At 72.6% G+C, this 12,028-nt stretch carries 11 protein-coding genes; 4 read left to right on the top strand and 7 right to left on the bottom strand.

Annotated features, from left to right (window positions below; translation table 11 throughout):
- Nucleotides 1-91: 91 nt before the first annotated feature.
- The 3 genes from F8274_RS14275 to F8274_RS14285 all read right to left on the bottom strand — a co-directional run bounded on the left by F8274_RS14275 (nucleotide 92) and on the right by F8274_RS14285 (nucleotide 4,887).
- Nucleotides 92-601: an RNA polymerase sigma factor gene (locus tag F8274_RS14275; RefSeq protein WP_151462808.1), complete on the bottom strand. Its 510-nt coding sequence runs from the start codon at nucleotides 599-601 to the stop codon at nucleotides 92-94.
- Nucleotides 602-751: 150 nt separating this feature from the next.
- Nucleotides 752-3,751, bottom strand: a complete 3,000-nt coding sequence (locus F8274_RS14280) for a UPF0182 family protein (RefSeq protein WP_192579827.1) — start codon at nucleotides 3,749-3,751, stop codon at nucleotides 752-754.
- Between the two features lie 122 nt (nucleotides 3,752-3,873).
- Entirely contained in the window at nucleotides 3,874-4,887 is a 1,014-nt protein-coding gene (locus F8274_RS14285; protein ID WP_192579828.1) for a PDZ domain-containing protein, read from the bottom strand.
- Between the two features lie 184 nt (nucleotides 4,888-5,071).
- Here F8274_RS14285 and F8274_RS14290 point away from each other — a divergent pair, with 184 nt between their 5' ends.
- Nucleotides 5,072-6,274 (top strand): zinc-dependent metalloprotease, encoded by a 1,203-nt coding sequence (locus F8274_RS14290; protein ID WP_192579829.1) that lies wholly within the window; start codon nucleotides 5,072-5,074, stop codon nucleotides 6,272-6,274.
- A gap of 62 nt (nucleotides 6,275-6,336) precedes the next feature.
- Here F8274_RS14290 and F8274_RS14295 read toward each other — a convergent pair whose 3' ends face one another.
- The gene (locus F8274_RS14295; RefSeq protein ID WP_151462811.1) at nucleotides 6,337-6,939 is read right to left on the bottom strand and encodes a hypothetical protein; all 603 of its coding nucleotides are present in this window, start codon (nucleotides 6,937-6,939) and stop codon (nucleotides 6,337-6,339) included.
- A gap of 202 nt (nucleotides 6,940-7,141) precedes the next feature.
- Entirely contained in the window at nucleotides 7,142-7,672 is a 531-nt protein-coding gene (locus F8274_RS14300) for a M48 family metallopeptidase (RefSeq protein WP_151462813.1), read from the bottom strand.
- A 485-nt stretch (nucleotides 7,673-8,157) separates the two neighbouring features.
- Here F8274_RS14300 and F8274_RS31240 point away from each other — a divergent pair, with 485 nt between their 5' ends.
- From F8274_RS31240 to F8274_RS14310, 3 genes are all read left to right on the top strand, one after another.
- Nucleotides 8,158-8,325, top strand: a complete 168-nt coding sequence (locus F8274_RS31240) for a DUF5679 domain-containing protein (RefSeq protein ID WP_012014940.1) — start codon at nucleotides 8,158-8,160, stop codon at nucleotides 8,323-8,325.
- Between the two features lie 180 nt (nucleotides 8,326-8,505).
- Nucleotides 8,506-9,618 (top strand): TOMM precursor leader peptide-binding protein, encoded by a 1,113-nt coding sequence (locus tag F8274_RS14305; RefSeq protein WP_151462814.1) that lies wholly within the window; start codon nucleotides 8,506-8,508, stop codon nucleotides 9,616-9,618.
- Nucleotides 9,619-9,628: 10 nt separating this feature from the next.
- The gene (locus tag F8274_RS14310; protein WP_151462815.1) at nucleotides 9,629-10,975 is read left to right on the top strand and encodes an AarF/ABC1/UbiB kinase family protein; all 1,347 of its coding nucleotides are present in this window, start codon (nucleotides 9,629-9,631) and stop codon (nucleotides 10,973-10,975) included.
- 296 nt (nucleotides 10,976-11,271) lie between these two features.
- Here F8274_RS14310 and F8274_RS14320 read toward each other — a convergent pair whose 3' ends face one another.
- Nucleotides 11,272-11,637, bottom strand: a complete 366-nt coding sequence (locus F8274_RS14320) for a WhiB family transcriptional regulator (RefSeq protein ID WP_151462818.1) — start codon at nucleotides 11,635-11,637, stop codon at nucleotides 11,272-11,274.
- A gap of 135 nt (nucleotides 11,638-11,772) precedes the next feature.
- A complete protein-coding gene (locus F8274_RS14325; RefSeq protein ID WP_151462819.1) occupies nucleotides 11,773-12,027 on the bottom strand; it encodes a hypothetical protein in 255 nt (84 codons plus the stop codon).
- Nucleotide 12,028: the final 1 nt, after the last annotated feature.

Here is a 12,028-nt window from a genome sequence, read left to right on the forward strand (position 1 = left end):
CCGGCGGTCGGCACCCCGGCGCACCCGGTCCGGGGCCGCGAGCACCCGCTCGTCGGTCTCGGCGGCGAGCGCCTGGTAGAGGCGGGTCAGTTCACGCGACATCGTTGACCTCCAGCTCCTCGGCGGCCACGCCGGGCAGCAGCTCGGCCAGCCGGGTGCGGCCCCGGGACAGCCAGGACTTCACGGTGCCGGTGGGGACCCCCGCCTCCCGGGCGATCTCCTCCACCGACAGGTCGAACAGGTAGTGCAGGGCGAGGGCCTGCCGGTGCCGGGCCGGCAACTGCCGCAGCGCCCCCACCAGCAGCACGGTGTCCTCGCCGGGGGGCCCGACGTCGGCCGGGGGGCCGGTGCGGCTGGCCGCGAGCCGCCAGCCGCGCAGCCGCCGCCACCGGTCCGTGGCCAGCCGGCTGATCACCAGACGCAGCCAGGCCTCGGGCGCGGGGTGGGCGGCCAGCTTCCCCCACTGCCGCCACGCGCGGGCGTACGCCTCCTGGACCAGGTCCTGGGCGTCACCGGCGTCGTCAGCCACCGCGCGGCCGTACCGGAGCGCCCGCCCCGACGTGCTGCGGTAGAAGTCGTCGAACGTGTTCACATCGCGCATCTGGACTCCCGCCTCCCCTCACGCCCACCTGTTCTGATGACGGTGGAAGCGGGCTCGGGGTTGCGGGTGTTCCGTCCGGTTTGCGACACGAGCCCGTGGTCCGCGACCGCTACGGGTCACGGACCACGGGCTCGCGTGGTCGGCTCGGCGTCAGCCGTTCGGTGTCGGGGACGACGAGGGCGACGCCGGCGGCGACGCCGGCGGCGACGCCGCGGGGCTGCCGCTGGGGCTCGGACCGGGCGACGGGTTCGCCGCCCCCTGCGCCTGCTGGAACGCGGCCATGGCCTCGTCGAGCGTCTTCAGCGCCCGCCCGTACCGCTCGAAGTCGCCGGACGCCTGCGCGGCCTTGACCTCGATGATCGCGCTCTGCACCCGGCCGGCCGCCTGGGCCAGCTCCCCGGTGAGCACCGGCGGGCTGGTGCCGCCCGTCGGCGGGTTGGTCCCGCCCGAGGTGGGCGGCGGCGCACCGCCGGGGGCCCGTTTGCCCTGCTCGACGAGCTGTTTGATGCCGTCGCTGAGGTTGTTCGCCAGCACCACGTACGAGCCGCCGTCGCCGTACGACAGCAGCACCCTCTGCAACTGCGGGAACGCGTTCTGGCTGTTGCTCTTCACGTAGACGGGCTCGACGTAGAGCATCCCGTTCCCGAACGGCAGCGACAGCAGGTTGCCGTACTGCACCTGGGACTGACCCGAGGAGAGCAGGTTGAGCTGCTGCCGGATGTCGCCGTTGTTGGTCATCTGCTGGTGCACCTGGACCGGCCCGGAGATGCGGGTCTGGTCCGGCAGCTCCAGCACCTCCAACTGGGGCCGCCCGTTCACGTACGACCCGGAGATCAGCGCGGCCAGGTTCTCCCGCCGGTTCGGGGTGACCGCCGAGGTGAGCTGGAAGCGCGGCCCGTCCTGCCCGGGGAACTGGGTGAACAGGTAGTACGGCGGCTGCTTCGCCCCGCTGTCCGGGGCGTCCGGCACGTTCGGGACCTGCCAGAAGTCCTGGCCCGAGTAGAAGTCGCCGGGGTCGGTGACGTGGAACCGGGCGAGCAGGTTGCGCTGCACCTTGAACAGGTCGGCCGGGTAGCGGAAGTGCTCGGCCAGCTCCGGCGGGATGTCGCCCTTGGGCAGCACCAGGTCACCGCCGAAGGCCTTGTTCCACGCCTTGAGCACCGGGTCGGTGTCGTCGAACGCGTACAGCTTCACCGTGCCGTCGTACGCGTCGACCGTCGCCTTCACCGAGTTGCGGATGTAGTTGACGTTCTCCCGGGCCAGCTGGAAGGTGCCGCGGCCGGTCAGCTCGTCGGCCGTCTCGGCCTGGAGGTTCACCCGCTCCGCGTACGGGTAGGTCGCGGCCGTGGTGTAGCCGTCCACGATCCACTGGACCCGGCCGTTCACCACCGCCGGGTACGGGTCGCCGTCCAGGGTGAGGAACGGCGCCACCTTCTCCACGCGGTCCCGCGGGTTGCGCACGTAGAGCAGCTTGGAGTCGTCGTTGACCGCCTCGGACAGGAGGAAGTTCGACTCCTGCTCCTTGATCGCGTACAGCAGGCGGCGGGGGAACGAGCCGATCTCGACGCCGCCCTCGCCCGTGTAGGTGTAGTACTGCTCGCCACCGGTGGAGGTCGGCTTGTCGAACTCGACGTCGCGGTCGCCGGTCTGCCCGACGATCGCGTAGTCGTCGGCCTCCATCCGCTCGCCGTAGTAGATCCGCGGCTGCTGGGCCGGGATCTGCTCCGACGGCGACGAGCAGCCCTGCGTCTCCTTGCTCGCCTCGCCGAGGAAGCCGGAGACGAAGTACGGCGTGCCGTTGCCGCAGACCTGGTTGGCCGGTGCCGCGACCAGCCCGTACCCGTGGGTGTAGACGGTGTGCCGGTTGATCCAGTTGCTCTGCTGCGAGGTCAGCTCGCCGTAGTTGATTTCCCGTACGCCGACCACGTAGTCGGAGGTCTTGCCGCCCACCGCGTACCGGTCGATGTCCAGCTTCGGGCCGAAGTCGTAGAAGCCGCGGACCTGCTGGAGCTGCGTGTACGTCTCGGACACCAGCTGCGGGTCGAGCAGCCGGACGTTCTGCACCACCGAGGTGTCGGTGGCCAGGTTGGCCGGCGGGACGAGATTGTTCGCCGCGTAGCCGGTGTTCTTCGTGTCGGTCAGCCCGAACGCGGCCCTCGTCGCCTTGATGCTGCGCTCGATGTACGGCGCCTCCTTGTCCCGGGCGCTCGGCTTGACCTCGAAGGTCTGCACCGCCCACGGGTAGATGCCGCCGATCGCCACCGCCGAGACGCCGAGGAGGGCGAGCGCGATGCCCGGCCAGACCAGGTTCCGCATCCACGCGTTGGAGAACACGATGATCGCGACGGCCACCACGACGGCGATCCAGGCGAGGATCTCCTTCGCCGGGAGCAGCGCGTTGATGTCGGCGTAGCCGGCGCCGTAGAGCTTGGCGCCCTCGTTGTACTCCAGCAGCATGGCCCGCTGGTCCAGCACGTACGCGATGGCCTTGAGCAGCACGAAGACGGCAACCAGCGAGCTCAGGTGGGCCCGGGCGGCGTTGGTCATCCGGTCCCCGACGCCCTGCAGCCGCACCCCGCCGAAGATGTAGTGCACGGCCAGCGCGCCGAGCAGGGCGAGCACCACCGCGGTGAAGCCGACGCCGAGCAGGTAGCGCCAGAACGGCAGCTGGAACACGTAGAAGCCGATGTCGACGTTGAACTCCGGGTCCTTCACGCCGAAGCTGCCGCCGTTACGGAACAGCAGCCACTGGCTCCACCGGCTCTGCGCGGAGAGGCCGGCGAACAGGCCGATGACCGCGGAGGCCAGGGCGATCCAGGTGCCGAGCCGGGGGCTCAGCAGCATCCGGTAGCGCTCCAGCGTGGCCTGCTCGGCGGAGTGCGGGCGCAGTTGCGGCCGCAGCCGGTAGGCCAGCCACAGGTTGCCGGCGACGATCACCGCCATGCCGAGCCCGATCACCAGGAACAGCAGCAGCCGGGTGGCGAGCACGCCGGTGAAGACCTGGGTGTAGCGGACCTCGTCGAACCAGAGCCAGTCGGTCCACGCGTTGACCCCCCACCCGAGCAGGGTGAAGAGCACGAACACCCCGATCAGAACTCCGATGGTGACGCGTCCGCGCCGGCTCATCCTCGGAAGGGGGCTGCTCCGCATGACCACTGTTGGCTCCGCACGCTCGATGTGATCGGCTCCGACCAGGCACCCAGAGTACGGGGTGTTCCTGAACACGTCGGGTCAAGGTCACGTCACGATCGTCCGGTGGCCCCGCGGCCCGGTCAGCAGCGGGTCGGCTGCCCCCCGGCGCGCAGCTTCTCCAGGGCCGTCAACGCGTCGTCCAGCGACCCCACCCTGAGCAGCGGCAGGTCGGGCTGCGGGTTGCGGACCGCCTCGGCGCAGTTGTCGGCGGGCACCAGGAAGACCTTCGCCCCGGCCTCCTTGGCGCCCACCAGCTTCTGCGCGATGCCGCCGATCGGGCCGACCCGGCCCTCGTCGTCGATGGTGCCGGTGCCGGCGATGACCCTCCCGCCGGTGAGGTCGGCCGGCTCCAGCTTGTCGACGATGCCCAGGGCGAACATCAACCCCGCGCTGGGGCCGCCGATGTCACCGAGGTCGATCTTAAGGGTGAACGGGTGCGGCTGCTGCTGGTCGATCTCGATGCCGATCCGCGGCCGGCCGTCCTGCTCACGACTCCTGACCGTGGCCGTGGCCGGCGCACCGGCCCGGGTGTAGCTGATCTTCAGCGCGGTGCCGGCGGGCTTGGCGCGGATCAGCTCGGTGAGCCGCGCCGCGCTGGTCACCGGCTGCCCGTCGACCGAGGTGATCACGTCGTTGGGCTTGAGCACGTCGACCGACGGGCCGCCCGCGGTGACCGTCTTGACCAGCACCCGGATCGGGTAGCCCAGCTCCCGCAGGGCCGCCGTCTCGGCGCTGGTCTGCGAGTTCTGGAAGTCCTCCGCGTTGCGCTGCTCGACCTCCTCCTGCGACTCCCCCGGCGGGTAGACCAGCTCGCGCGGCACCACCGCCTCGTCCGAGGAGAACCAGCCGGCCAGCGCCGAGCGCAGCCGGACGGTGGGCTGCACACCCACCGTGGTCAGCCGGAGCTGCCCGGCCGAGGTGGACGTCGCCCGGCCGGAGACCTGGATGATCTCCTTGCCGTTCTCACTGCCCAGGGTGTTGACGGTCGGGCCGGGACCGAGCACCACGTACGGGATCGGCACGCTCAGCACGCCGACGCTGAGCAGGGCGGTGAGCAGTGCACCGAGGAGTACGGTCACGCCGCGACGTCTCATGCGCCAGAGCGTACCGATCCGGCCCGGAACGTCCGGCGCGGTGACCGCAGGACTTCGCCCTCAGCGCAACGCCGACGCGCACGACCTGCGGCGCGGCCCGCGTACCGTAGACGTCGTGCCTGATATTCCGTTCGGCTTCGCGCTCCCGGGTGGGCAACCACCAGACCCCAACGATCCCGCGCAGATGCAGCAGTTCATGTCGCAGTTGCAGCACCTGCTCTCCGCGCCGGGCAGCGGACCGGTCAACTGGGACCTCGCCCGGCAGGTCGCCGCGAGCCAGCTCGCCGCCGCCGGCGACCCGGCGGTCTCGCCGTTCGAACGCAACGCGGTGGAGGAGGCGCTGCGCATCGCCGACCTCTGGCTGGAGCCGGCGACCTCGTGGCCCACCGGCATCCGCAGCTCGGTCGCCTGGAACCGCAACGAGTGGATCTACAAGACCCTCGACGTGTGGCGCAAGCTCTGCGACCCGGTGGCCAGCCGCATGGTCGGCGCCATGGGCGACCTGGTGCCGCCGGAGGCCCGGGCCCAGCTCGGCCCCATGCAGTCGATGGTCGCCACGCTGGGCGGCGCGCTCTTCGGCGGCCAGCTCGGCCAGGCGCTCGGCTCGCTCGCCGCCGAGGTGCTCTCCGCCGGCGACATCGGCCTGCCGCTCGGCCCCGCCGGCACCGCCGCGCTCGTCCCGGCCAACATCCGGGCGTACGGCGAGGGCCTGGAACTGCCCGAGGACGAGGTCCGCCTCTACGTGGCCCTGCGCGAGGCCGCCCACCAGCGGCTCTTCCAGCACGTCCCGTGGCTGCGCGGGCACGTGCTCGCCGCCGTGGAGAACTACGCCGCGGGCATCCGGGTCAACCGGGAGGCGATCGAGGAGGCGATGGGCCGGGTCGACCCGACCGACCCGGAGTCGATGCAGGCCATCGCCCTGGAGGGCATCTTCACGCCCGAGGACACCCCGGCGCAGAAGGCGTCGCTGGCCCGGCTGGAGACCGTGCTCGCACTGGTCGAGGGCTGGGTGTGCCACGTCGTGGACAGCGCCGCGGGCGACCGGCTGCCGAACGTGGTCCGCCTCGGCGAGGCGTTCCGCCGCCGCCGGGCCGCCGGTGGCCCCGCCGAGCAGACCTTCGCCGCCCTGGTGGGCCTGGAACTGCGGCCGCGCCGGCTGCGCGAGGCGACCGTGCTCTGGTCGGCGCTCACCGAGCACCGCGGGATCGCGGGCCGGGACGCGGTCTGGGGCCACCCCGACCTGCTCCCGTCGGACGAGGACTTCGCCAACCCGGAGGCGTTCGCCGCGACCACCAGCGACCTGGACGAGGAGCTGGCGAACTTCGACTTCACCGCACCCGGCGCGCCGGAGGAGCAGGCCCCGGGCGAGGACGACGACAAGTCCTGACACCGCACGTCGCCGGGCCCGCACGCACGCCGTGCGGGCCCCGGCGCAGCTTCCGGCGCTCGTCAGCCCGGCTGGCCGGAGAGCAGCGCCCGGGTCGCCTCCCAGCCCTCGAAGGCCGGGTCGAGGGTGGCCAGATCGGCCGGGCCGCGCAGCCGCCGCCAGCCGGCGGTGACCGCCACGTCCCCGGGGCGCGGGGCGGCGGCACGAACCTCGGCCGGCGCCGCGGTGTCCAGGTCCAGCGCCGGCAACCACTCCGGTGCGGGCAGCCGGGCCGCCACCCCGAGCAGCCCCGCCCCGCTGCCCTCCACCGGGGCGACCGCGACGGGGCGGCTGGTCAGCGGCCGGAGCAGCTTGCCGAGGGTCAGCCCCGGCACGTCGGGCGCGTCGGCGACGACCACGGCCGCCTGGTCGAACCCGGTCAGGGCGGCGAACACCGCGGCGACGGTGAGTTCCGGCACCTCGTACACGGCGGTGCCGGGCCAGACCACCGCGTCGGCCAGCCAGCGGTCCTCCGGCGTCACGGCCACGGCGGTCTCGACCTCGTTCAGCGTGGCCAGCAGGTCGACCACGTCCTCGGCGAGCGCGCTCCGCCACCGTGCCGGGTCGATCCCCGGGGGCGCCCAGCCCACCGGGCCGAGCAACGCCACCACCACACGTCGAGCCATCCGACGACCCTAACCCGCCACCCATCCCCACCCAGACGCCCCGAACCGCCCTGCCGCCGCGCCGCCGTGCGTTCCGCCGCGATCTTGAGGTTGGCCGCCGCAAAGGGGCGAATTGCGCCGCTAGCCTCATGATCGACAGGCCTGGGGGGCGGCGAGGCCGGACGGCGGGCCAGGCGGCGAGACTGGAGGGCGGGGCTGGGCGTCAGTCGGTCAGGGGGACGCCGGAGGTGGCGGCTACGCCCTCCAGGTAGCCGCGGGCCCGCTCGGATTTCGGATAGCGGCTGACCAGGGCCCAGAACGCGGCGTTGTGGCTGGGCACGATGAGGTGGGCCAGCTCGTGCAGCAACACGTAGTCGATCACCCACTCGGGCATGTCCTGGATGCGGTGGGAGATCCGGATGGTGCGGTCGGCGGGGGTGCAGGAGCCCCAGCGGCCGTTCTGGTTGGTCACCCAGCGGACGCTGGCCGGGGCAGCCGCCCGGCCGTGCTCGGGCAGGTAGAGGTTGATCAGTCGGGTGGCCCGGCCCAGCAGCTCGGCGTCGGAGCGGGCGAGCCGGCCCTCGCGGGCGGCGAGCCGGGCCAGCATCCGGTCGACCCACTCGCTCTCCTCGGCACGGGAGAACTGGTCGGGGATGAGCACGACGACGCGCTCACCGTCGCGGTACGCGGACACCGTGCGTCGCCGGCGCTGGCTGCGCCGTACTTCGACGACGGGCTTCCGCGTCCCGGCCATCACTGGTCCGCGCAGCCTCGGCTGACTGTCACGAGGGAAAGCTAATGCGTACTGACCAGGGGTCCGCAAGAGTCAACACGACGACACGCGCCCGGAAAATGGTGGTTGGTCGTCAGGAGTCCTGAAAAATTTCTTTGCGGCGGCAGTTGACCATCACCTGCGGGCCCCTGTCAACGTTAGGTGATCTACGGACGAGTTGTCGCGGTGGGGCCGCCCCGAAGGGGGATCTGAGGGCATTCACCCGGCGTGTCCCCGCGAAACTGACTTATCCGACGTAACGCGGCATGCACACTCTCGACGTCGACTTGCTCACAGAGTCGACGCACAGCTGACATGGAACCGCCCAGACCTGGGTAGGGTCCGCCAACCAGCGGTCACGTGCGTGATCGCGGAGAACCCGAGAACCCCCCGGCGCCGGCGCCACCCGTGGCCCGCCGCAGGGAACCCGCCGGAGGCGTCCGGTGGACGAGACGAGGAGGGCTACCGTGGCCGACCAGGCCCAGACCTACAACGGTTACTGCGTGAAGTGCAAGGAGAAGCGGGACTTCGAGGGCCGCGTGGAGGTCTCGAAGACCGGCATGAACATGGCCAAGGGCAAGTGCCCGGTGTGCGGCACAACAGTGAACCGCATTCTCGGCAAGGCCAAGGTCTGACCCGTCCGGGTCGCACGGGGGAGGGGTGGCTGTCGCCACCCCTCCCCCGTCGCGTAGCCGACACCAGCTCCCGGCGGGTTGTGGAAAACCCGGGTTTTCCTGTGGACAACGCTGGCCACGGCCCGGCGCACCTGTGGACAACGATCGACGGAGAGCGCGGACACGGTCACGATTCGTGGTGTGACCGAACCGGCGCCCCTCGCCCGTCCGACGCTGCTGCCCGGCCTCACCCGGTTGTGGCGGGACCGGCACACCCTCCAGCTCGGGCTGGAACCCGGCCCGGCCGTCCTGCTGGAGCTGACCAGCCCGGGTGCCGCCCGGCTGCTCGACCTGCTCGACGGCACCCGGAGCGAGCGGGAGATTCTCACCGCCGCCACCGCCGCGCGGGTCCCGTCGGCCGAGGCCCGGATGCTGCTCGACACGCTCCGGGCCGCCGCTCTCGTCGTACCCGCGCAGAGCCTGCTCCCCCGCGACCTCACCGGGCCGGTCCGGGCCCGGCTCACCGGGGAGGCCGACGCCCTGGCCCTGGCCGCGCCCGCCCTGCCCGGCACGCCGGCCCGGCTGCTGCGCCGCCGGCGGGCCGCGCGCGTGCTGGTCAGCGGGGCCGGGCGGCTCGGCGCGGCGATCGCCGTCGCGCTGGCGCAGGCGGGGGTCGGGCACGTCGTACCCGACCTGGCCGGCCCGGTCCGCCCCGGTGACCTGGTGGGCACCGGCCTCACCGGTGCGGAGCTGGGCCGTCCGCTGGCGCCGGCGGTCCGCGCGGCGTTGGCCCGGTGCGCGCCAGGCACCGCGACCACGCCGCTGCGGCCGGGCCGGGCCGACCTGGTGGTCCAGCTCGGCGCCGACCGCCCGGCGGCTCTGCTCGCCACGGGTTACGCGCGCCGCCGTCAGCCCCACCTCCTGATCGACCTTCGCGGCGGCGTGCCGGTGATCGGCCCGCTGGTCCGCCCGCCGGTAGGCCCCTGCCTGCACTGCCTCGACCTGCACCGCACGGACCGCGACCCGGACTGGCCGGCCCTCGCCGCCCAGCTCGCGGCCGGCGACGGCGAGCCGGTCTGCGCGACGACCACCCGGCTGGCCGCGGCGGCCTACGCGGCGGCCGAGGCGTTGACCCACCTCGACGGGGGCACCCCGGAAACGCTCGGTTGCGCGGTCGAAATCGGGCAGCCGGGCAGGTTCCGGCATCGCCGGTGGCCGCCGCACCCCTCCTGCGGGTGCTCCGGGCGTCGCCCGATCCGGTTCGGCGCACCCGCTCCCGGCCGCACAGCAGCAGCGGGCCCGCCGAGTCGGTAACAATGACCGGGTGACCGACATCCCGCGCCGGGCCGTGTCCCGGACCGCCAAGCTCGCCGCTCTGCCGCTCGGTTTCGCCGGTCGGACCGTCCTCGGCATGGGCAAGCGGGTCACCGGGCTCGCGTCCGACGTCATCTCCGCCGAGATCCAGCAGCGCACCGCCGAGCAGCTGTTCAGCGTGCTCGGGCAGCTCAAGGGCGGGGCGATGAAGTTCGGGCAGGCCCTGTCGGTCTTCGAGGCGGCGCTGCCCGACGAGATCGCGGCTCCCTACCGGCAGGCGCTCACCAAGCTCCAGGAGGCCGCACCGCCGCTGCCCGCGGCGACCGTGCACAAGGTGCTCGCCGAGCAGCTCGGGCCGGAATGGCGGGACCGGTTCGTGGAGTTCAACGACACCCCGGCCGCCGCCGCCAGCATCGGCCAGGTGCACCGCGCGGTCTGGCGCGACCCGGGCTACGGGCCGAACGGCGGCCCGCGCCACCGGGACGTGGCCGTGAAGATCCAGTACCCGGGCGCCGGGGACGCCCTGCTCGCCGACCTGAAGCAGCTCTCACGGCTGGGCGGCATGTTCCGCGCGATCCAGCCCGGGCTGGACGTCAAGCCGCTCCTGGCCGAGCTGCGCGAGCGGATCACCGAGGAGCTGGACTACGAACTGGAGGCCGAGTCGCAACGCGCCTTCGCGGCGGCGTACGCCGGCGACCCGGACATCTACATCCCCGAGGTGCTCGACGCCGCGCCCCGGGTGCTGATCACCGAATGGGTCGAGGGCACCCCGCTGTCGCAGATCATCCGGGAGGGCACCGAGGAGCAGCGCGACGAGGCCGGGCGGCTGATGGCCGAGCTGCACCTCTCCGCGCCGATGCGGGCCGGGCTGCTGCACGCCGACCCGCACCCGGGCAATTTCCGGCTGCTCCCCGACGGCCGGCTCGGTGTCATCGACTTCGGCGCGGTGGCGCGGATGCCGGAGGGGACCCCCGAGCCGATCGGTCGGATCGCCGCGCTGGCGCTGCGCGACGACGCGGACGCGGTGGTCGCCGGGCTGCGCGACGAGGGTTTCGTCAGCCCCACCGAGCCGATCGACGCCGAGGGGGTGCTGGACTTCCTCCGGCCGATGCTCGAGCCGATCGCCGCGGACGAGTTCCGGTTCACCCGGGCCTGGCTGCGCGCCCAGGCGGCCCGGCTGGCCAGCCCGCGCTCCCCCACCTACCAGCTCAGCCGGCAGCTCAACCTGCCGCCGAACTACCTGATGATCCACCGGGTGACGCTCGGCTCGATCGGGGTGCTCTGCCAGCTGGAGGCGAAGGCGCCCTACCGGGCGATCCTGGAGCGCTGGCTGCCCGGCTTCGCCCCGGTGAGCTGACCGACGCGCACGCCGAAGGGGCGGTGACCATCCGGTCACCGCCCCTTCCGTGGTGTAGGGATCTAGAGAGCGCCCAGGTCGCGGGCCGACTGGCTGCGGCCACGCATGGCGACGGTACGGGCGGAACGGGTTGCCTCAGTGCTCGTGGTGGTGCCGGCCTGAGGCCGGCGCATTCGAGCCCGGGACAACGCTTCGTGGAGTAGTTGCATCTCGGTTCCATTCGGCAGGTGCAGCATGGTTTCGGCTTTCTCGCGGCCGGTGAGGGTCACCGGCGGGGACGTTGGAACGGGGTTGTGTCAGGCTGCCAGCCGGACGGAGTTCCGCGACTCGGACAGCCCACTGGCCGCCAGTCGCGCCTCCGCCTCGACCCGGAGCTGGGCGTCACGGGCGAGGTCCTCCTTGCGCGGACGGCCACGGGGCCGCTTACGCGGGACGACCGCGCCACGCTCGAAGATCTCGCCGCCCCAGACGCCCCAGGGCTCGGACCGCTCCACCGCGCCGGCGAGGCACTCGACGCGCAGCGGGCAGTCCCCGCAGAGCGACTTGGCCAGCTCGAGCTCGGCAGGCGAGTCGGAGAACCACAGGTCGGGGTCGAACTTCCGGCAGGGCAGGTTCGCCTCCACCTCGACGCTCACGTCGAGCGGGGCCAACGCCAGACTCATCCTCCGGTCACCTCTCTCTCACTTCGATCTCGTGGATCGCATTTCTGACGGCACTACGGCAGTGCAAAAAAACTGAGGCCGCGGATCCCGGTGTGCGGGTTCCGCGGCCTCGAGGTGAGCCGGTGGTCTGGTGGATCAGACCGGTCTACCTCGAGGTGGAACGCCGCGGACATCCGTGCGCTTCTTGACGTCACCGATGCCCATGCCCGTGAAGCCACTGGTCCCCTCGATCTCCGCCAGCGGCGCCACGGTCCGGTTCAGCTCGGCCTGAACCTGGGCCTGGTGCACCTGCGGAGTCGACGGTCGAGCGGCAAGGGCCACCCGGACGGACGACAGCGGAGCGACGGCAGCTGGCATCGCCGCCGGACGCTCATAGGTGAAGATCTCCACG

The sequence above is a fragment of the Micromonospora sp. AMSO31t genome, from assembly GCF_008868175.1.
Classification (GTDB): Bacteria; Actinomycetota; Actinomycetes; order Mycobacteriales; family Micromonosporaceae; genus Micromonospora.

What these genes read in the sequence shown, in the direction of transcription:
- F8274_RS14275 (WP_151462808.1), bottom strand. Translation starts at nt 601, where the DNA reads ATGCGCGATGTGAACACGTTCGACGACTTCTACCGCAGCACGTCGGGG.
- F8274_RS14280 (WP_192579827.1), bottom strand. Translation starts at nt 3,751, where the DNA reads ATGCGGAGCAGCCCCCTTCCGAGGATGAGCCGGCGCGGACGCGTCACC.
- F8274_RS14285 (WP_192579828.1), bottom strand. Translation starts at nt 4,887, where the DNA reads ATGAGACGTCGCGGCGTGACCGTACTCCTCGGTGCACTGCTCACCGCC.
- F8274_RS14290 (WP_192579829.1), top strand. Translation starts at nt 5,072, where the DNA reads ATGCAGCAGTTCATGTCGCAGTTGCAGCACCTGCTCTCCGCGCCGGGC.
- F8274_RS14295 (WP_151462811.1), bottom strand. Translation starts at nt 6,939, where the DNA reads ATGGCTCGACGTGTGGTGGTGGCGTTGCTCGGCCCGGTGGGCTGGGCG.
- F8274_RS14300 (WP_151462813.1), bottom strand. Translation starts at nt 7,672, where the DNA reads ATGGCCGGGACGCGGAAGCCCGTCGTCGAAGTACGGCGCAGCCAGCGC.
- F8274_RS14320 (WP_151462818.1), bottom strand. Translation starts at nt 11,637, where the DNA reads ATGAGTCTGGCGTTGGCCCCGCTCGACGTGAGCGTCGAGGTGGAGGCG.